Source organism: Candidatus Paceibacterota bacterium (assembly GCA_035452965.1).
GTDB lineage: Bacteria > Verrucomicrobiota > Verrucomicrobiia > Limisphaerales > UBA8199 > UBA8199.
In genome coordinates this window covers 250303-270530 of the sequence record DAOTCE010000004.1, presented here as the reverse complement: position 1 = coordinate 270530, position 20228 = coordinate 250303, and the positions used below count along the sequence as shown (strand labels likewise).

Annotated in this window: 17 protein-coding genes; 14 read left to right on the top strand and 3 right to left on the bottom strand. The window is 61.7% G+C overall.

From position 1 onward, the window contains the following. Window positions 1-30: 30 nt before the first annotated feature. A complete protein-coding gene (locus P5205_06120; protein HSA09930.1) occupies window positions 31-2220 on the top strand; it encodes a lipopolysaccharide kinase InaA family protein in 2190 nt (729 codons plus the stop codon). An 89-nt stretch (window positions 2221-2309) separates the two neighbouring features. Here P5205_06120 and P5205_06115 read toward each other — a convergent pair whose 3' ends face one another. Together P5205_06115 and P5205_06110 are read right to left on the bottom strand one after the other, a co-directional pair. Then, on the bottom strand, window positions 2310-3263 hold the full coding sequence (locus tag P5205_06115) for an SPASM domain-containing protein (protein HSA09929.1): 954 nt from the start codon (window positions 3261-3263) through the stop codon (window positions 2310-2312). A 4-nt stretch (window positions 3264-3267) separates the two neighbouring features. Then, window positions 3268-4407: a glycosyltransferase family 4 protein gene (locus P5205_06110; GenBank protein ID HSA09928.1), complete on the bottom strand. Its 1140-nt coding sequence runs from the start codon at window positions 4405-4407 to the stop codon at window positions 3268-3270. 190 nt (window positions 4408-4597) lie between these two features. Between P5205_06110 and pseB the strand changes: the two genes are divergently transcribed. The 13 genes from pseB (at window position 4598) to P5205_06045 (ending at window position 18208) form a co-directional block, all read left to right on the top strand. Then, window positions 4598-5620, top strand: coding sequence for a UDP-N-acetylglucosamine 4,6-dehydratase (inverting) (gene pseB / locus P5205_06105; GenBank protein ID HSA09927.1), 1023 nt, complete (start codon window positions 4598-4600; stop codon window positions 5618-5620). Continuing rightward, on the top strand, window positions 5617-6783 hold the full coding sequence (gene pseC, locus P5205_06100; GenBank protein HSA09926.1) for a UDP-4-amino-4,6-dideoxy-N-acetyl-beta-L-altrosamine transaminase: 1167 nt from the start codon (window positions 5617-5619) through the stop codon (window positions 6781-6783). Before pseB ends, pseC begins: the two co-directional genes overlap by 4 nt. 4 nt (window positions 6784-6787) lie before the next feature. Continuing rightward, on the top strand, window positions 6788-8278 hold the full coding sequence (gene pseG, locus P5205_06095; GenBank protein HSA09925.1) for a UDP-2,4-diacetamido-2,4,6-trideoxy-beta-L-altropyranose hydrolase: 1491 nt from the start codon (window positions 6788-6790) through the stop codon (window positions 8276-8278). After that, window positions 8275-9363, top strand: a complete 1089-nt coding sequence (gene pseI, locus P5205_06090; protein HSA09924.1) for a pseudaminic acid synthase — start codon at window positions 8275-8277, stop codon at window positions 9361-9363. Before pseG ends, pseI begins: the two co-directional genes overlap by 4 nt. Continuing rightward, window positions 9360-10106: a glycosyltransferase family protein gene (locus P5205_06085; protein ID HSA09923.1), complete on the top strand. Its 747-nt coding sequence runs from the start codon at window positions 9360-9362 to the stop codon at window positions 10104-10106. The genes pseI and P5205_06085 overlap by 4 nt, the downstream gene beginning before the upstream one ends. A gap of 11 nt (window positions 10107-10117) precedes the next feature. Beyond that, a complete protein-coding gene (locus P5205_06080) occupies window positions 10118-10765 on the top strand; it encodes a pseudaminic acid biosynthesis-associated methylase (GenBank protein ID HSA09922.1) in 648 nt (215 codons plus the stop codon). After that, the gene (locus P5205_06075) at window positions 10758-11909 is read left to right on the top strand and encodes an N-acetyl sugar amidotransferase (GenBank protein HSA09921.1); all 1152 of its coding nucleotides are present in this window, start codon (window positions 10758-10760) and stop codon (window positions 11907-11909) included. Before P5205_06080 ends, P5205_06075 begins: the two co-directional genes overlap by 8 nt. Before the next feature lie 36 nt (window positions 11910-11945). Then, entirely contained in the window at window positions 11946-12560 is a 615-nt protein-coding gene (gene hisH, locus P5205_06070) for an imidazole glycerol phosphate synthase subunit HisH (protein HSA09920.1), read from the top strand. 2 nt (window positions 12561-12562) lie between these two features. Further along, a complete protein-coding gene (locus tag P5205_06065; GenBank protein HSA09919.1) occupies window positions 12563-13363 on the top strand; it encodes an imidazole glycerol phosphate synthase cyclase subunit in 801 nt (266 codons plus the stop codon). After that, window positions 13360-14754, top strand: coding sequence for a hypothetical protein (locus P5205_06060; protein ID HSA09918.1), 1395 nt, complete (start codon window positions 13360-13362; stop codon window positions 14752-14754). The genes P5205_06065 and P5205_06060 overlap by 4 nt, the downstream gene beginning before the upstream one ends. 28 nt (window positions 14755-14782) lie before the next feature. Continuing rightward, window positions 14783-15892, top strand: a complete 1110-nt coding sequence (locus P5205_06055) for a glycosyltransferase family 4 protein (GenBank protein ID HSA09917.1) — start codon at window positions 14783-14785, stop codon at window positions 15890-15892. Between the two features lie 142 nt (window positions 15893-16034). Further along, complete coding sequence (locus P5205_06050) at window positions 16035-16580, top strand: class I SAM-dependent methyltransferase (GenBank protein ID HSA09916.1); 546 nt, start codon at window positions 16035-16037, stop codon at window positions 16578-16580. Continuing rightward, window positions 16577-18208: a lipopolysaccharide kinase InaA family protein gene (locus tag P5205_06045; GenBank protein ID HSA09915.1), complete on the top strand. Its 1632-nt coding sequence runs from the start codon at window positions 16577-16579 to the stop codon at window positions 18206-18208. The genes P5205_06050 and P5205_06045 overlap by 4 nt, the downstream gene beginning before the upstream one ends. A gap of 33 nt (window positions 18209-18241) precedes the next feature. Here the strand turns inward: P5205_06045 and P5205_06040 are convergent, their stop codons facing one another. Further along, window positions 18242-20191 (bottom strand): LTA synthase family protein, encoded by a 1950-nt coding sequence (locus tag P5205_06040; protein HSA09914.1) that lies wholly within the window; start codon window positions 20189-20191, stop codon window positions 18242-18244. Window positions 20192-20228 lie beyond the last annotated feature (37 nt).

Genomic DNA, 20228 nt, shown 5'->3' with positions numbered 1-20228 from the left:
CCCCTTCCCTGCCGCTACACTTCGGCCGCTTTGAAAACCGGTTCCACTCTCGCGCTGATGATTCGCGCCAACCTCGCGTTCTTGCTCTCCCCGAGGGCGCGCGGCTGGCGGTATCACCAGCCGCGGCCACCCGTTTCCCTGCCGCCGGACTTCTTCGGCGTGTGTGTGGCCAGCTCCGAAGACCCGGCCTGCGATGACTACATCGTCGCCCGGCTCCGCGAGCTCGGGCTGCGCTGTGTGCGCGTGGACTACGGCTACGAATCGCCCGGCGGTTTTGTCGAGCGCTTCGTCAAGCGGCTGGCGGCCGAGGGATTTCGCGTGGCGCTGCATCTGGTGGCGCCGCGCAAGGAGGTCGCTCTGCTTCTGAGAGCCGAGGGCGCGGAACGCTGGCGCCGATTTCTGCGCGACACGTTTGAGCGCTTCGCGCGCGGCGTGGAACTATTCGAGATCGGGGCCACAGTGAACCGCCGGCGCTGGTCCGGCTTTGATGTGCCGCTCTTTCTCCAGGCCTGGGACATCGCGTGGGAGGAGGCGGAAGGACGAGACGTTGTTCTGGCGGGTCCGAACGTTACGGACTTCGAGCCGTTCTACAACATTCCCATTCTTCACGCGATGCGGCAGCGCGGCCGGCTGCCAGCCGTCCACACCAACAATCTCTTTGTCGAGCGGGCCACCGAACCGGAAGCGTTCGACCACAAAATCCTCGGCCACCGTTGTGCGGGGTGGATCAAGTTCAACACCGTCAAGAAGGCGTCGCTGCTGGGGGCGATTGGGCGGTGGGCGGACGTGCCGCGGACCTTCAGCATGCATGTGTCCTGGAGCCTGCGCCGGATCCGCCGGGTGCTGGAAGAGGCCGAAGAACAGCAAGCGGATTACGTGGCGCGCTACTGCTGCCTCGCGGCCGCCTCTGGCGGGTTGAATCGCCTCTATTGGGGTCCGCTGATCGGCCAGCGCGAAGGTTTGGTTGACGATGGGACAACCTTCTTCCCCGAAATCTTCCACGTGACGTTTTATGGCCGAGCCAACGGGAAGCTCAGCGATTACCGGATCCGGCCCGCTTTCCATGCATTCCAGGCCGTGACCCGGTTTCTCGCCGGTACGACGTTTACGCGGAGAGTCCCCGCAGGCGGCTCGCTGGAGATTCTGGAATTCCAATCCGCCACGCACACATTGCACGCGATCTGGTGCCGAAATGGCGACTGCGCCGCTGCCTCGGACTGTTACGACGCCGGAACTTTGAGCGCAGCCGAAGTCTTTGATCGCGCGGGCGCGCCTCTCGCTGCCTTGCCAGGTCTGTTCACGCAAAGCCCCACCTATCTTCGGTGGCAACCAAACACTGCGATTCAAGTGCGGCCTTCGCCCCGCGCGCTGGCCGGAGTTCGCATCTCAGCCGGCGCAGAGGCGCGTTGCGCCCCAATCGAACGGCCGGAGTGGCGGGGACTGACTCTGGCCAGCGTGGCGGGGGCGCAAATTGATCCCGGCGCGTCGCTGCCTGACCAGTTTGCTCCGATGAATTCCAGCGCGGCCAAGGTGCTCCGCAACAAGCGGAATCGTGTCTGGTCCGCGCCGGCCCCCTGGGATGCCGGGCACAAGCTCGTGGTGAAGCATTTCCTGCCTGCGACCGGACTGCGGGGGTGGATTCAAAGGTTCAAACCCGGCAAAGCGCTGCGCAGTTGGAACGGCGCGCATGAGCTGTTGCGCCGGGGCATCCCCACGCCGCGGCCTGTCGCCTGGCTGGAACATCCCACGCGTCCCCACGAGCATGAGAGCTACTACATATGCGCAGCCTTCGAAGACGGTTCATCAGCTCGCCAGGCATTCTACGCATTCAACGGGGGAGCAACCGATTTCCTCGGCCTCCCGGCATCTGAGCTATATCAAGAGATCGCCAAGGTCATAGCGAAGATGCACGGCAGGGGGATCTTCTACCGGGACTTGTCGGCGGGCAACCTGATGTTCCGCCGGACAGAGAAGGGGAAGCTTGAATTCGCGCTCATTGACACAGGGCGAGTGCGCGCCGGTGCGAGGAGCCTCTCAATCCGCCAGCGCTTGGCGGACCTGATGCGGCTCTGTCATCCCTTGGCATGGACCCCGCGCGACGAGTTCTTGCGCGTTTACTTCGAGGTCGCCGACCTCCGCTTCGCGGCGTGGATGCGGCTCGCATTCCATTACTACGACTGGAAACACCGGATTAAGAAGCAATTGCGACCTTGGCGGTGAATCACCGCCCGGAGACATTTCAACCCCCAGCGCTAACGCGTGGCAGCGAGGCTGTTCATGTTGCCGCAAGCCCTGACTTCGGGATGCGGTCAAAGCTCGCCGACTGTGCACCGCGCGCAAAGCGGGTTGTTACGGAGGTCTCCACGGAGAAAGTCGCGGCGGATGCCAACGGCGCGGGGGGAATTCCACACTTCGCGAATCGAGCTGTTCCGGATGTTGCCCAGGACCATGGCACGGTAGTAATCCGTGCAGCACAATACCATGTCCCCGTCGAAAGTGATGCAGGCCGCCTTGAAGAGGCGGGTGCAGTCGCGGAACAGGCGTTTCTTGCCCGAGAGCAGTGCGTTGAATTGCTTCGTGTTGCCGCCGCGATTCTCCAGCACCGTATATTGCGCCCCGACGCCGCGTGACTTCCAGTAACGGACGGCCGCTTCGGCATCTATCTCCCTGGTCTTGACCATAGTGACGACGATCTTGAGCCGGGGCATGCGGGCGTCCCGCTGCTCGAGGAGGTAATCGACGTTGCGCTTGGTTTCCTCGAACACCAGCCGGCCGCGCATGGTGCGCTCGTAAGGCTCCTTCTCGATGCCCTGCATGGAGATGTAGATGGCGTGGAAGGGGTTATCCCGGGCGATGTCATCCACGATTGCACGGCTCAGGGCGCCGGCGTTGGTCGTCACAACAACGTCGCAGCGGGGCGCCGAACGCTGGATCAGCCGGGACTTTTCGACAATGGTGCGGTCCAGGAAAGGCTCGTTCGTCAGGTACGGACTGACGCGCCGGGTGGAGCCTTCTTTGGCAATCTCAGCGACGATCCGCTCGAAGAGGGCCTGGTCCATCGTTCCCCTGGGCACTTTGGTGGCGGTATCGCTGAGCGGGCAGAAGACGCACGAAGCGTTGCAGCCGGTGCGGGTCTCGATCTGCACGGTGCGGGGGAAGGAAGGAACGCGGCGATAGAAGAGGCGCTTGCCCGCGGCGCGGATGGGATTGTCGTCAGCGCCGGCGACGTAGTAGCTGGATTTGATGCGGTGCAGGAGGCTCATCAGGTTAGGCTTGGGAACGGGCAGCGGGGATTGCAGCGGGGCCTTGTGCTCGCAGAGCTTCAATCACAGCGAGCGTCCGTTCGACATTGAGGGACATCGGCAGGGACTCGGCGGTTTGGCGCGCGGCGGCGCCGGTTCGCTCACGCACGGCTGGGTCAAGGTAGGGCTCGATGGCTGCCGCCATGGCCGCTGCATCTGCGGGATTCTCCACAATGGCGCCATTGCGCCCGGGCTCGATGATTTCGGAGGCGCCGTTAATCCGCGAGCTGATCACCGGCAATCCACAGGCCATCGCCTCGAGACAGGCGTTACTGAACGGCTCGTAAATGGCTGGGTGAACGAGGACATCGGCATCCCCATAAACCTCCTCCATGCTTTTCCCACTGCCGAGGAAGTGCACCCGGTCGGCCACGCCCAATCGCGCCGCCAGCCGTCGAAAAGGCGCGGGATTGCCTTTGCCGGCGACCCGCAATTGCACGGACGCCGGCAGCCGTGCCAAAGCCCGCACCGCAAAGTCCACCCCCTTGCGCTCGAAGCCCGAACCGACCAGCAGCAGCACAGTCTGCCGGCGTTCGGGCCTGGTGGCGGCGGGGCCGAAGCGCTCGCAATCCGTGCCATTATGCACTACCTGGATTCGTTCTGCCGGGAATCCGTAGAGCCGGATGATTTCCTCTTTCCCTCGATGGGAGTTGGCGATGATCGCCCGGGTGTTGGCTGGTGAGAAGGTCCGCTTTTCAATCCACAGCAAGGTGAGATGCAGCGGATTCAGTCCAGCCAGGGACCGCGCCAAGCCGGGATGGTGCCGCCGTCGTTGTGTCAGCCATTCCCGATGGCACCCGCCGCCGGCACGGCAGACATCCTGGCGAAGAGTGCGTTCGTTGCTCAGCGCGAAATCGCAGCCCGCCGCCTCCATCACCCGGCGGCAATTCAAGGCGAAAGAAAGGACCCGCGCAAAAGCCGGCGCGTGAACCGTCGGCACGCGGTGAATCGCCACCCCGGCGCAGAGGGCCGCCGCGTCCCAACGCGCCGCCAACACATGAACTTCGTGGCCGCGCGCCTGGAGTTGGGCAACCAGACCGTTAGTGTATCGCTCCGCCCCCCCGCCGGAAGGGAAGAAATTGCTCTTGATGATGCCTATGCGCACGGTAACCGGAATCCTGACTCAAGCCGCCGAGTTCTATATGAAAAGACGTCAGACATTGCAATAGCGGAACACAGCGAAAGCGCAATTGGAGGCCTTGGCGCTGAAGAGATTGGGAATTTGGATGCCCGCACCGGTGCCCCGAAGTGACCTGCTCAATTATCCTTGCGCTGAGGTAAACCCCTCAGTACGAATGACGGACATCGAAAACACCAAGACCTGCATGGACCTTTTAGACAGATCTATTTTGATAACGGGGGGCACGGGGTCGTTTGGCAAACGTTGTGTCAAAACCATTCTCCAACGTTATAAACCGAGAAAGGTAATCGTCTACTCGCGCGACGAACTGAAACAGTTCGAAATGCAGCAAGAGTTCAAGAGCGGCGCCATGCGGTTTTTCATCGGTGATGTGCGGGACCGCCAGCGTCTGTGCACTGCCATGCGCGGCGTTGACTATGTCATCCACGCAGCCGCGCTGAAGCAAGTCCCGGCAGCCGAGTATAACCCGCTGGAGTGCATCAAGACCAACGTTCACGGTGCGGAGAACGTGATTCAGGCTGCCATTGAAAACGAGGTGGAAAAGGTCATTGCGCTTTCGACCGACAAAGCTGCCAAGCCAATTAATCTCTATGGTGCGACCAAGCTTTGCTCCGACAAGCTATTCGTCGCAGCCAACAACATTGCCGGCGGACACCGCACGCGGTTCGCCGTGGTCCGATACGGCAACGTAGTCGGATCGCGGGGCTCTGTAGTGCCCTTCTTCAAGAAGTTGCTTGCGAGCGGCGCCCGGGAACTGCCGATTACCGACATGCGAATGACCCGTTTTTGGATCACGCTCGAGCAGGGCGTGGATTTTGTGCTCAAGAGTTTTGCCCGTATGCAGGGCGGAGAAATCTTCGTGCCCAAGATACCGTCGCTGCACATCAAGGATCTGGCCGAGGCACTGGCGCCCGGCGTGCCTACTAAGGTCATTGGTATTCGTCCCGGCGAAAAGCTTCATGAAGTCATGTGCCCTGAAGACGATTCCCATCTCACCCTCGAGTTTCCGGACCACTATGTCATCCGTCCGACGATCAATATGGGCGAGCAGGTGGATTTCAGCTTGAACCGCTTGGGGGAAAAGGGGGTGCCGGTGCCGCCAGAATTTGAGTACAACTCTGGCACGAACTCCCGTTTCTTAAGCAAGGACGAGTTCCTTAGCCTCGAAGAACTATGAATCCGCTGCCGTACGGCCGCCAATGCATCAGTGAATCGGACGTGGCGGCCGTAATGGCCGTCCTGCGTTCTGATTGGCTAACTCAAGGGCCGACGGTTGAGAGATTCGAGCGCAAGGTCGCGGATCGTTGTGGTGCGCACTATGCCGTGGCGGTTTCCAGCGGCACAGCCGCGCTGCACCTCGGCGCGCTGGCGCTGGGGTTGAAACCTGGCGACAATCTGTGGACTTCGCCTAACACGTTCGTCGCATCCGCCAACTGCGCGCGCTATTGCGGAGCAGACGTGGATTTCGTGGATATAGACCCACTCAGTTACAATCTCAGTGCGGACAAGCTGGCGTCCAAATTGGAAAGCGCTGCTAGCCGGGGAAAATTGCCCAAGGTAGTGGTGCCGGTTGCTTTTGCCGGACAGTCGTGTCAAATGGAGCGCATCCGTGCGTTATCGCAAGAGTATAGTTTTGCAGTGATGGAGGATGCCTCACATGCACTTGGCGCGCGTTACCAAGGGCGGCCCGTCGGTGATGGCCGTTTCAGTGACTTGACCATTTTGAGTTTCCATCCGGTGAAGATCATCACCACTGGCGAAGGAGGCATGTTGCTGACCAATCGGTCAGACCTGCATGAGAAGCTTATGCGCCTGCGCACCCACGGCATTACGCGCGATGCGCGCTTCCTGACCCAACCCTCGCGCGGGCCCTGGTATTACGAGCAGTTGGAGCTGGGCTACAACTACCGGATGACCGATCTGCAGGCCGCCCTGGGCGCAAGCCAGATGGACCGGCTCAGCGAGTTTGTGGCGCGGCGGCGCGCGCTGGCTGCCCGCTACAATGAACTGCTGCGGAAGTTGCCGCTGACCTTGCCGCGGCAGCATCCGGACACTGAGTCCAGTTGGCACCTTTACGTGATCCGGCTGCAGCTTGACCGCATGCGCAAGAGCCATCGGCAGGTATTCGAGGAACTGCGGGCGCAGGGAATGGGCGTGCAACTGCACTACATCCCGGTGCCGGCCCAGCCCTATTATCGCCAGCTCGGCTTCAAGCCCAGTGACTATCCCGAAGCGGAGCTTTATTATCGCGAGGCCATCAGCCTGCCATTGTTTCCCGCCATGAGTGACCAAGATCAGAATCGTGTCTGCGGCATCTTAGAGGAGGTTCTTACCGACTGAACAGATGACTCGGGAAACGCTGCTCATCCGGGCCGATGCCAGCCCGCAGATTGGCACCGGGCACGTCATGCGCTGCCTGGCGCTGGCGCAGGTCTGGCAGCAGGCGCATGGACGCGTGATCTTTGCTTTGGCTCAGCCTGCGGGCCCCATTCGAGAGCGATTGGAGGCAGGAGGGCTCGCGACAGTGGAGCTGCCGCACCCGCCCGGGAGCCCCGCAGACGCCGCCGTTACCGTTGCCATGGCACTGCAACAGCAAGCTGCCTGGACAGTGGTTGACGGCTACCATTTCCAGGCTGATTACCAACGCCGCCTCAAAGATGCCGGCTTGCGCCTGGTCGCAGTGGATGACTATGGCCATGCCGAGTCTTATTGCGCTGATTACGTGCTGAACCAGAGCCTCGGGGCCTCAGCCGCACTCTATCAGCGGCTCGAACCTCACACGCGGCTGCTGTTGGGTGCGCAATATGTCCTGCTACGGCAGGAGTTCCTGAAATGGCGCACATGGCAACGCCAGTTTCCTCAACCCGCGCGGCGAGTGTTGGTCACCCTGGGCGGCAGCGATCCTGCCAACGTTACGCTCAGCATCATCACCGGCATCGGCGAGTTGAAGCAATGCGAGGCTACCGTCCTCGTTGGCAGCAACAATCCCCATTGGCAGGAGTTGCAGGCCGGCGCAAGTGCTCATGCTCCGCGCATGAAGCTGCTGCGCAACGCCGTCAACATGCCTGAACTGATGGCCGAAGCGGACCTCGCGATCGTCTCCGGCGGCACCACGGCGGTGGAGACTGCCTTCATGGGCTTGCCCGCCTTGCTCGTCCTGCTGGCGGACAACCAGAAAGGCAACGTTCAGCGGCTGGAGGCAATCGGCGCCGCGCGCAGACTCTCGGGCGAGGATATTGCCGGAGCTGCCCGCGCATTGCTGAACGACCCCGTCGCCCGCGAGGAGATGTCCCGCAAAGGCCGGGCGTTGATCGACGGTGAGGGCAGCTTCCGAGTGTGGCTCCATCTGATGGAACCGGGCATCCAGCTCCGCCCGGCTACGGAACAAGATTGCAGGCTGGTCTGGGAGTGGGCGAACGACCCGGTGGCGCGGCAGGTTTCCTTTTCCACCAAGCCAATCCCCTGGGAAGAGCACGTGCGCTGGTTCACGAACAAGCTGCGGCAGAAGGAGCATTGTTTCTGGCTCGCTTGCGACCGCGCCGGCCAGGCCTTCGGCCAGGTGCGCTTTGATACCCGGGAGGGCAGGACGGTTATCTCTGTTAACCTTGGGGCCCAGCACCGTGGCCGGAATCTCGGCTCGTTCGTCATCTGGGCGGCTTGCCGAAAACTCTTCCGCGAGACCCCTGCCGCCACCGTCGATGCGTGGATCAAGGCCGACAATGCCGCTTCCGTGCGCGCCTTCCAGAAAGCCGGGTTTGCGCAGGCACGTGCAACTGTGGTAAATCAGCAGCCGGCGCTGGTGCTCACTCTGCCCAAAGACCGCGCCGAACTTTGACCGTCAATCTGAAGATCAATGGCCGTGAGGTGGGGCCGGGACACCCGGTTTACATCATCGCCGAACTGTCGGCCAACCACGGCCAGGACTTCGAGCAGTCTGCCCGGTTGGTGCGCTCCATGAAGGCCGCCGGGGCCGACGCCGTCAAGGTGCAAACCTACACCCCGGACACGCTGACCATTCAGTCAGACAAAGAGCACTTCCGAATCCGCGGCGGCACGCCTTGGGACGGGCGCACGCTCTACGACCTCTACCGCGAGGCCCACATGCCCTGGGAATGGCAGCCGCGTCTGCAAGCGTTGGCAGGCGAATTGGGCATCGACTTCTTCTCCACACCGTTCGACCACGCTGCGGTGGCCTTCCTCGAAGGACTGAACGTCCCGGCCTACAAAATTGCCTCATTTGAGCTGGTGGACCTGCCTCTGATCCGCGACGTGGCCTGCACCGGCAAGCCGCTCATAATGTCCACCGGCGGCGCCACTCGGGAAGAAATTGCCGAAGCCGTAGCCACCGCGCGGGAGGCTGGTTGCGCTCAACTCGCCCTGCTCAAATGCACGAGCGCCTACCCTGCGCTGCCGGAGGACATGAACTTGCGCACCATACCGGACCTTGCCGCGTCACTCGGAGTGGTGGCAGGACTCTCCGACCACACTCTCGGCACCGCCGTTCCGGTGACCGCTGTGTCTCTGGGTGCCTGCATCGTCGAGAAGCATTTCACCCTCTCGCGCAAGGTTCCCGGGCCGGACGCGGCTTTCTCGCTCGAACCGAACGAGTTCAAAGCAATGGTGGAGGCGATCCGCACCGCGGAGAAAGCGCTGGGGCGCGTTGACTACGGCGTCGGCACGAATGAAAGCAAGAGCAGGGTCTTCCGCCGCTCCCTGTTTGCTGTGCAGGACGTTAAGACCGGAGCTTTGTTCACCGAGGACAATGTGCGCTCCATTCGCCCAGCCCATGGACTGCACACCCGGTATCTGACGGAGGTGCTGGGGCGGAAAGCTGCGAAGGACATTGAGCGAGGCACGCCTCTCCAATGGGAACACATTGCCGGTGCCCGCCCGCCGGCCAAAGATGCCTCACAACCATGAAAACGGTCGCGATCATCCAAGCCCGCATGGGCGCCACCCGGTTGCCTGGCAAAGTCTTAAAGCTGCTCTGTGGCGAGCCCGTGCTCGGCCACGTCGTGCGCCGCGTGAAGGCCGCTTCCCGGTTGGACGCGGTAGTGGTGGCAACAACGGTTTCCGCGGCGGACGATGCTATCGACGCCGCATGCCCGAGCCTGGGTGCCGGCTGCTTTCGCGGCAGCGAACAGGACGTGCTCTCCCGTTACTATGGCGCGGCCCAATTGGCCGGCGCGGAGGTGATCGTGCGTATCACCGCCGATTGCCCCCTCTACGACCCGGCATTGCTCGATCGAATGCTGGCCAACTTCGTGCAACCCGACCACACTGGAGCCGTCCCTGACTGCATGAGCAACGTAATCGAGCGCTCATTCCCGCGTGGGCTGGACACGGAGATCGTCACCTTCGCCACGCTTGAACGGACGCACCGGGACGCGACGCAAAACTTCGAGCGCGAACACGTCATCCCTTACATCTATCAGCACCCGAACCTGTTTCGGCTGCGCTCCTACAAAGAGGAGCCAAACCTCTCGGGCCACCGTTGGACGCTGGACACGCCGGAGGACTGGCAGCTCATCGAGGCAATCTACCAGGAACTGCACCGCCCGGGGCGCCTGTTCACGACGCAGGACGTCTTAAACTTATTGAAGAAACGCCCCGACTTGCCCAAGCTCAACGCCCATGTCGAACAGAAGAAACTCGGCCAATAACGCGTGAAGCCATGACCGCCTTCAAAACGGAACAGGAAGAATTTTGGGCCGGCGAATTCGGCGACGACTATGCCGCCCGGAACCGCGGCACGCACTGGGTCGCCCGAAACGTTGCTTTCTGCGCCCGCGTGCTTCAGCGCACGGAGCGAATTCGTTCGGTGATTGAGTTCGGCGCCAACATTGGGCTCAATTTGCAGGCCATTCGCCTGCTGCTGCCCGAGGCCAAGTTGTCCGCTGTCGAAATCAACGAGAAAGCCGTCCGCGAATTGCGCCAGATGCCCGAGGTGGAAGTCCACCATGAGTCGGTCCTGGACTACACTGGCAGAGAGCAGCACGACTTGGTCCTGATCAAAGGCGTCCTGATTCATCTGAACCCGGACAACCTGCCGCAGGTGTATGACCTTCTCTACCAGAGCAGCGCGCGCTACATCTGCCTGGCCGAGTACTACAACCCGACACCCGTAGAGGTGCCCTATCGCGGACACAGTCATAGGTTGTTCAAGCGCGACTTCGCCGGCGACATGATGGAACGCTTCAAAGACCTGCACTTGCTGGACTATGGCTTTGTCTATCGCCGTGATCTGCATTTCCCGCAGGACGACCTGACATGGTTCCTGCTCCGGAAAGGCCCTGAAGCCAGAGGAGACAACAATGCTTAAATACTGCGTTCGCTGCGTCATGCCGGACACCAAGCCGGACTTGCACCTCGACGCCGAGGGGGTCTGCAACGCCTGCCGCTCGTACGAAAAGCGCAAGCAGGTTGACTGGGAGGTTCGGCACAAGGAACTGGTCCAGGTGCTGGACCGCTACCGCCGCAAGGACGGCACCGGTTGGGACTGCATCGTTCCGGTGAGCGGCGGCAAAGACAGCACCTCACAGGTCATTCGCATGCTGCAGCTCGGCCTGAACCCGCTCTGCGTCACCGCCACCACCTGCGACCTTTCCGAGCTCGGGCGCAAGAACATCCAGAACCTCAAGAGCCTGGGCGTGGATTATGTGGAGTTTTCGCCAAACCCGGCGGTGCGGGCGAAGCTGAATCGCATCGGTCTGACGCAGGTGGGCGACATCTCCTGGCCGGAGCACGTGGGTATCTTCACGATCCCTGTTCGAGCCGCCGTGCAGTATGGCGTGCCGCTGCTAATCTGGGGTGAGAATTCCCAGAACGAATACGGTGGACCGGCCGCTGCCGCGGAACACAACGCCTTGGACCGCCGTTGGCTGGAGGAATTCGGCGGCTTGCTGGGATTGCGCGTGTCGGACCTCATCGGGCTCGAAGGCCTGCAAGCGAAGGACCTGATTCCCTACACCTATCCGTCCGACGAAGAACTGAAGCGCGTGGGCGTCACCGGCCTCTTCCTTGGTTACTACCTTCCGTGGGACGGGTACTCAAATGCCTTGCTCGCACAGGCGCACGGGTTCACCACGTACCACACGACCGTTGAAGGCTCCGTGGTGAATTATGAGAATCTGGACAATCATCAGACCGGCATCCACGACTACTTCAAGTTCCTGAAGTTCGGCTTTGGCCGCGCCACGGACATCGCCTGCCTGCATATCCGGCGGGGGCGCATCACCCGCCAGGATGGCTTGGAATTGGTCAGGCGCCACGATGGCAAGTTCCCCTGGAGCTATATTGGCAAGCCGCTGGAGAAGATTTTGGAGCCGCTGGCCCTCACGGTGGAGGAGTTCGTGAAGTTGTGTGACCGCTTCACCAATAAAAAGATCTTCCTGAAGGATGTCATGGGCAACCTGGTCAGAGACAAGCGCGGCAACCTGTCCAAGATCAACTACGATAATGCCTGAGCGCTCCGCATTCGGCCTCTCCGGGTGCTCGCGCCCATGAAGACTCTGCTGATTGACTACGGCATGGGGAACCTGGGTTCCGCGTGCAGGGCCTTGGAAGAATGCGGAGCCGACGTGCTGGTCTCGGACAACCCGGACGACCTGGAGGACTGCGACCGGTTTGTGCTGCCGGGGGTAGGCGCGTTTGCTGAAGGCATGGCGAATTTGAATAAAGACGGCTGGCCGCCGCGAATGCGGGAAGCGTTGAGCAATCCGAAGGTGGAAATGCTGGGAATATGCCTGGGCATGCAGTTGCTCGCCGACCAGGGCCACGAGGGAGGCCTTAACTGCGGCTTGGGCCTCATCCCCGGCGAGGTCAAACGGCTTACACCCAACTCGCCCGATGCCCGCATTCCTCATGTGGGCTGGAACGAGGTGCACTACCAGGCCCCGGATACGCTGTTCGACGCCGTGCCCAATCGTTCAGACTTCTACTTCGTCCACAGTTATCACTTCATCCCGGCAGCGATTGGAAGCGTCCTCGCCACGACGCCTTACTGCGGCGGGTTCGTGTCGGCCGTGCGGGCGCAAAACGTGGTCGGCGTCCAGTTTCACCCGGAGAAGAGCGGGCGCCACGGTCTGCAGTTCCTGCGCAACTTCCTGGCCACCTGACTATGCTCAAAGTGCGGGTCATACCTACGCTGCTTTGGAAGAACGTCGGCCTGGTTAAGGGCATCGCGTTTGATAGCTGGCGGCGCGTGGGCACCGTTCTCCCGGCCATCAAGGTCTATAACACCCGCGAGGTGGACGAGCTGATTCTCCTGGACATCACGGCCACGGCGGAACAGCGCGACCCGGACTACGAGTCCATTCGTGAGTTCTGCGCCGAAAGCTTCGTGCCCCTTACTTACGGCGGCGGCGTATGCAGCCGCGGGCAGGTCCGGGAGCTGCTGCGGGCGGGCGCCGACAAGGTCAGCATCAATACCGCCGCGCACCAGAATCCCCAGCTTATCACTGAAGCCGCGCAATCGTTCGGCTCGCAGTGCGTTGTTGTGAGCATCGACGCCAGGAAGGTTGGCGAAGGCCGCTACGAATGTTTTAGCCAAAGCGGCACCCGCGGCACAGGCAGGAATCCAGCCGCGTGGGCGCGGGAGGCGGAAGCCCTCGGCGCGGGTGAAATCCTCATCACCTCGATTGAGCGGGACGGGGCCATGGCCGGTTATGATTTGGAGCTGATCCGCCAGGTGAGCGAGGCGGTAAAGATTCCGGTCATCGCGTCGGGTGGCGCGGGGAGCTACGCCCACATGCTCGAAGCGCTGACTCAGGGTCATGCCTCGGCAATCGCAGCCGCCAGCATCTTCCACTTCACTCAGCAAACGCCCAAAGAGGCGAAGCAATACCTTGCCGCACACGGGATCCTGGTGCGTAACGTCCACAGCGCCCCGCCAACTCAAATAAATGGGGTGCGCGCATGATTGAGCAGGGCAAGAAGGTCGTTCTGTTCCCGGTGGAGATTGTCGCTCGGGAGCTGGATTTCCGCCTGGTGCTCGCGGCGCTCTGCGCGCGAGCAGATACGCAAATTGTCATTGGCCGACAGCATCTGTTGCAGAAACTCCTCTTGCGGTTGCGCGGCGGCTTGTTCGTCGGCAAGGGCTTGGCCTTTTGGAAGACGGACAAGGACTACCGGAAGTACAAGGACCGCGACTTTCGCACAATCTTCCTGCACGAGGAAGGAGGCATCTACGAGGGCACTGAGAAGGATTGGGCCAAAGCGACCCATGAAATACTGGATGTGGAGAAGACCGAACCCGAGGATTATGTGTGCCCCTGGGGCGAATTCCAGGCCGACTGCTACCGCTCCCGCCAGCCCAAATGCGCTCCTCACATCATCGTCACCGGCCATCCCCGCTTTGACCTGTGCACCCGCCGCTATCGCCCGCTTTACCAGGATGAAGTGGACGCGCTGAAGAAACGCTTTGGCAAGTTCATCCTCATTAACTGCAACTTCTACTGGGCAAACGCCAAGGGCATTGATTCCATTCTCCACTTCTACGGCGTAAAGCCCGAAGAGCGCGAGCGTCGCACATACTACCTGGACCAGGTCTGCGTCTCGATGAGCAAGTGGACCCGCTTCCTCCAGATGGTCAACCACCTCAGTGACCGGTTTGCCGAATTCCAAATCGTCGTGCGTCCTCACCCGGCGGAGAACATCCATCTCTATACGCCCCTGCTCCGGTACGTCCCGCGGGTAACGGTGACGAGGGAAGGCGGCGTTCAGCCTTGGCTGCTGGCCAGCGCAGTCGTGATTCATGATGGATGCACCACGGCCATTGAAGCTTACCAGGCAGGGGCTCCCGTTATCAATTTTCGGCCAGTGAAGGACGATCGGTTTGACATCGTGCTGCCCAACCTGGTGGGAATCAGGTGCGAAACGGAAGCGCAGGTCGAACAAACCCTGCGTCAGTTGCTTGCCGATGGCGCGAGCGGGTCATCGGTCGCGCCTGAAAACGCCGGCCGCATCAAATCACTGATCCACAATTTCGGTTCGCAGCAGGATTCGTTTGAGACGCTGGCAGGTATTATCCATGGAGTGCTTGATGAGATTGCACCGACGCAGGTAACGGGAGTCCTACCCGTCCTTGGAAGACAACGCTTCAAAGACGCCCTGTGGCGTTTGCTTCAGCCGCTCGATCCTGTTGCCTGGCAACGCCGCCTGGGCAAACGGGACCGCGGCTATCAGAAATTCCCGCCGTTGCGGCGCGAGGAGCTCGAGCACAAGCTCAGACGCATCCAAGAAATTACCGGTCGGCGTGTCTCCATGCGGTTCCACAGCTCGCAGCTCCTTTCGGTATTGTCGAGAACCTGACGGCTGCGTAATGCCCGCTGCCATGAACGTGCTTTACTTACAAGATCATGCGGGCATCGGTGGCGCCCAACTGAGTCTCCTGGACTTCTTCGACGGGCTGCGCATCAGCCGTCCGGGTGTGACGCCGCAAACCGTTGTTGGTAGTGACGGGTTCCTCACCGCGCAACTTATCCGACGCGGCCTGAGCACGGCAGTGATCCGGTTTCCGGAATATCGCAAAGCCAGGGACTTCTTTTGGCGCCCCCGTTTTCTGCGTCGATTGACCCACCTTTGCCAGCAGCGACAGGTAGACCTCATTCATGCGAATACCTCCCGAGTTGCGCCCTGGTCGGTCCGACTGGGGCGAGCTCTGGGCCTTGCTTCTTGCGTAACGCTTCGGGAAGTCAGCGCTGCCGCGCATGTTGAAAAGTATCGGGTGCTTGAGAATGATGCAGTCATTGCCATCTCACGCGCCGTGCAGGCTGAGGCTCCGGCGTCGCCGAAGGTGCGGCAGATCTATGACGGCATCGCCTGCCCTCAGTTTCTGCCGTCCAAGGCCGATGCTTGGACAACTTTGCGCATTCCTCCCCAGGCTGGCCTAAAAGTTGGCTTCCTTGGAACCCTGTCGGCGCGGAAAGGCCCGCAGGTGTTGGTGGAGGCCGCAGCGCTCGTGCTGCAGCGCGTGCCAGGCTGCGTGTTTGTTTTCATCGGCGACGGCGAGGCGCAGTTCAAGAGACAGTTACAGGCGCAGGCGGGCCGGTTCGGGATTGCGCGAAGCCTCTTTTTCGCGGGGCCTATCGAAAACGGCGCATCCTGCCTTCAAGCCTTTGATCTCCTGGTAGCACCGTCGTTCACTGAGGGCATAGGGCGCGCAGCGGTGGAAGCGATGTACGCAGGGCTGCCCGTGGTCGCCAGCCGCGTCGGCGGGCTGGCCGAGATTGTGGAGGACGGAGAAACCGGCCGCCTGGTGGCGCCGGGCCAAGCCGATCCGCTGGCCGAGGCCATTGTTTTCTATCTGGAACACGAGCCACAACGGCTGGAGCACGGCTCGCGAGGCCGGCAGCGCGCCCAGACGCTATTCGACCCCGCCCAATACGCCGCGCGCGTCTGCGGGTTGTATTCCGAATTAGTGGGAGCTGGGAAAAGGGCTAAAGGCTGAGGCTGAAATTCCTGCCTTTAGCTTTCAGCCTCCAGCCTCTAGCCTCCGGCCATTCAGCATGCATATACCTGACGCACGAGCTCGAGAAACAGCGCGCCGCTGCTTCCTGCCGTTCGTTCACTGTTTCCACAATTGCCGGGCGGTGCTTGATATCGCCTGTGGTCACGGTTTCCTGCTGCAGTTGTTCAAGGAAGCAGGCATCGGCGCCACCGGCGTGGAACTGGATCAGAACCTATGCAACGAGGCGCTCTCGAAAGGGTTAGAGCTTGTCAGGGGTGATTTTTTCCAATTCCTGCGCCAGGCCGCACCGGGCTCGCACGACGGCGCCGTCGCGTCCCATATCGTTGAGCACTTCCTGCCGGCACAAGTGGAAGAGCTTTTCCGCCTCCTCGAAAAAGCGCTAAAGCCCAAATCCGGGGTGCTGGTAATTACCCCAAACATCGCCCACCTGAGAAACGCAGCCGGCGACTTCTGGCGCGACCCAACACACGTCCGCCCGTATCCTGTCTCTGCCCTGGCACAGATCCCCAACCGCAACGGCTGGGAAGTAGTCGCCTCCGGGACCACCTCCAAACGGCCTGCATCGATGTCGCGCAAGGTGAGCTACAAGCTCAGAAACCTGTTCCTCGGCCCATATTGGCTGGACGAAGACGTCTATGTTGTCGCCCGGTCGCCGGCTCGTCCATGAACCCCAACCGGCGGCTCACCCCTCAGGCGCAAAACATGTCCGGCGCGAGCGTGCTGCGACAGCGGGTGGGCAGCTTCGATTGGCTGATTGCCGCCCAATCAGATTCGCAGCCCTTGCTGGCCGACCTGATCGATCCTGCCTGGCTTCTGCGTCCTCCGGCCGAACCCTTGAAGCGAGTCGTAGTGTCTGGCCGTGAAGTCGTGCGAGTGCGGGGAACGGAACCCGGTGGGGGCGATTTGGTGGTGAAGCATTTTTCCCCGCGCGGCCTCACCGAAATGATCAAGTGGGGCTGGCGCGGGTCGCCCGCTTACCGCGCTTTTCACCTTGCGTGGCAGCTTCAGGTTCTTGGCATAGGAACAGCCACGCCTGTTGCTGCCGGAGAGAGGCGCTGTTGCGGGTGGCTGCGTGAGTCCTACCTGATCACACGCCACATTTCCGGTGCCACGCCGCTCTACGAGACCAATGCCCATTGCACCGACCGGCGGCGGCGGAGCCACATCGTTCGCCAATTGGCACTGGCTTACGCTACAATGCACGACGCCGGCTTCTGCCACTGCGATCCCAGCCAGACCAATTTCCTCACCGTGCGGCAGGCCAGAGATCAGGAAGAGCTTCTGCTCATTGACCTGGACGGCCTCCGGCGGCGAGGCCAAGTGGCGCTTGCAGAGGCTGGCAAAGACCTGCGCCGGTTGTTGCTACGCTGCCAGGTGCCGCGGCGCGAACGGGTGTTGTTTCTTGCGGTTTATGCGCGGTCGCGCAAGGAGTCGATGAATGCGCGGCAGTTGCTCCAGTGCATTGGGCCGTTGCCGGCTCAGTTCTCGTTTCCGTTTTGCGCACTGAACGAGGAAGGCCTCCCAAAAGCAGCGCCATCGCTGCCGGCGCAAGTGGTCCTTAAGGAACGCCCACCTATGCAGCTTCGCCGGACGGGCAGGTTACAGTGGGTAGTTCGCTCCTCGCACTTCACGTTGCAGGTGGAGACCATTTTGAACGCGCCTGACCGCTTCCTCGAACAGGCGCGAGTCCTCAAGCCCAGCCGAAGCTCGGCCGTTAGCGCTCGGGACGGCTTGGTGCTCAAGCGATACAACTTCCGCAAGTGGGGCAATCCGTTCCTGGACCTGTTGCGCGGCTCCACGGCGCGAAGGGCTTTCCAGAAGGCCCTTCGTCTGGAGTTGGCGGGCTTACCGACGGCCCGGGCCGTCGCCACCGCGGACGAGAGGCGATTCTTCCTGCCCCGGCGCAGTTATCTCCTAATGGAGGAAATCCCAGGGGCTGTGCCGCTGCAGTCCTGGGGCGGAAGCAAACCCCAGGCAGCCAAGGCGCTGGGAGAACTGCTGGGCGGGATGCACGGCGCAGGCTTCACCCATCGGGATCTTAAGCCGGGGAACATCCTCTTTAACGGCGAGGGCCGGCCATACCTGATTGATCTGGATGGGCTGCGCTTCGTCCGTCGCGTTTCGGATTCTCGAGCCGCTGCCGACCTGGGACGCCTTGCCCGGGATTTGCAGCACTGGCATCGGAGACCTTCCCGCACTGACCGCGCCCGCTTCCTTATCGCCTATTGCCGCGCGCGCCGACTGCCCGACTGGCGTTGGTGGTGGCGGACGATTGAAAAGCGCCTCCCGAGATAGAAGCCTCGGGACGCATGCCCTGGCTCCCCACCTTCAGCGCCGCAAGCCAAGTTCGTTGCGGATCATCCGGGTGGTGTAAGCCTGCACGTAAGCTGCGACCCGATCTTCCCGTTCGCGCAGGACCTCGGCCAGTCCGGGATCGGCAAGCAAGTTCGTGCGGCATAACGGGTCTTCCGCGCGGCGAAACAGACCAATGGATCTCTGGCCGTCGAAAAAATGGCACCAGTCGCGATCCACGGATTGGAAGTTGTTGTTCAGGTATTGCACCGCATAGCCTGTCCCTCCGCCAAGAATATCTCGGCCAAACGTTACTACCCGCCCCTCCCAGCCAACCAGCCCTAGAACTGTGGAATACAGGTCCACATGCGACACTGGTTCGGTGATTTCATGGCGCACGGGGTTCTCCGGATCAAAGATCATTATAGGCACGCGAAACACCGCCAGCGGAGAGGCGGCCTGTGCGTGAGTGAATTGCGCGGTGTGGTCGGCGGTGATGATGAAGACGGTGTTCGTAAACCAGGGCATAGTCTCGGCCGTTTCGAAGAATCTCTGCAAGGCGAAGTCGGTGTAGCCGATGGTCTCACAAATGGGGTGGTGGCCTTTGGGAAAACGACCTTCAAAACCGGTCGGGATGGGGAACGGATGATGCGAGGTGAGGGTATGCATGTAACCCAAGAACGGTTGCCGGGCCGTTTCCAGGGTCCTGGCCATGAACTGAAGCATTGGTTCATCCAGGATTCCCCACGTGCCGTCGTAGTCTGAGGCGGGTCCGGGATAATCGTTCTTAAGGAAAGCGTGGTCGAACCCCGCTTTGCCCGCGAAGACGTCGTAGCTCATGCTGCCGGGGCGCGCACCGTGGAAGAACCAGGATTCGTAGCCCAACGGCTTGAGCAGTTGCGGCAGCGCGTCCAGTTGGTTGGCCCCAAACGGTGAGCGCAACAAGGTCGCGTTCATCAGCATGGGCAGCCCGGCCACCAGCGCCGGCCCGACATCAATGGAGCGCCGCACGCTGGCGAATGAATCCACACAGACGGTGCTGCGTTGCGCGAGCCGGTCCAGGAAGGGCGTGTAACCGCGGCCCCCGTTGTAGGCGCCGACGAACTCGCTGGAGAGGCTTTCGAGCACGACGAAGATGATGTTGCGTATCCGGCTCCCGGGGCGCGCGGTGAACTGGCGCACCGGGTCAAACCGCCGTGCCAGCTCCTGCTCAGAGAAGTAACGCCGCGAGGGGACGGACTTGCCGTAGCTCTTGATCACCACAAACGGCGTGTTCAGCACCACCGGCGCGAGGCGGGCGGGCACATGCTCGCAGGCGTGCAGTATCCCGAGCGGATGTTTGATCCGGCTGCTGCGCGTGCCGAGGAACAGCAGGCCGACAATGAGGGCGAAGCCGGCGCCGCGCAACAGTAGCGGGGGCGGAAAGGCCGGCTCAGTCCGCCCGGCCCTCCGGTAAAGCCAAATAGTGAGAGCAATAACCACCACCAGCGCGAGCGCCAGATACCACCAGTCGAGCAGGTACTGGGGGAGGATGTGGCGCACGTCGCCGTCCCCGGCCAGAAACAACACGCCGTCGAACGTCGAGCGCTGTTTGCTGAAGGGATAGAAGCCGGCGTCGATCAGGTTGAGCAACAGGCCTGAGACGTTGCTGATGTGAAAGGCAACAGCGGCCAGGCTCTGCCAAATGCGCGTCCGCAGAAGGGTCAACGGCGGCAGGCTCAAGATGTGGAACGGGAGATACCAATAAGTCAGCGTCGCCAAATCAAAATGCAGGCCGAGCAAGAACGGCGTCAAAGCAACGCCTTCAAACAGATTCCGGTTCGCCAGCGCGAAAGCCACGCGCCCGCCCGTCAGGCATAGCAGGGCCAGGGCGAGACGTTTCAGGTACGGGGCATACCAGTCCACCGTGCGTCCGAGCGCCGACCCTGGCTGGGTTTGGTCGCTCGCCACCTCGCTGCCGGGCGGTTCTTGTTTGAGGGATTCCACTCTCAAATCAAATCAACTTGCCCTCACTGAGGGTCGG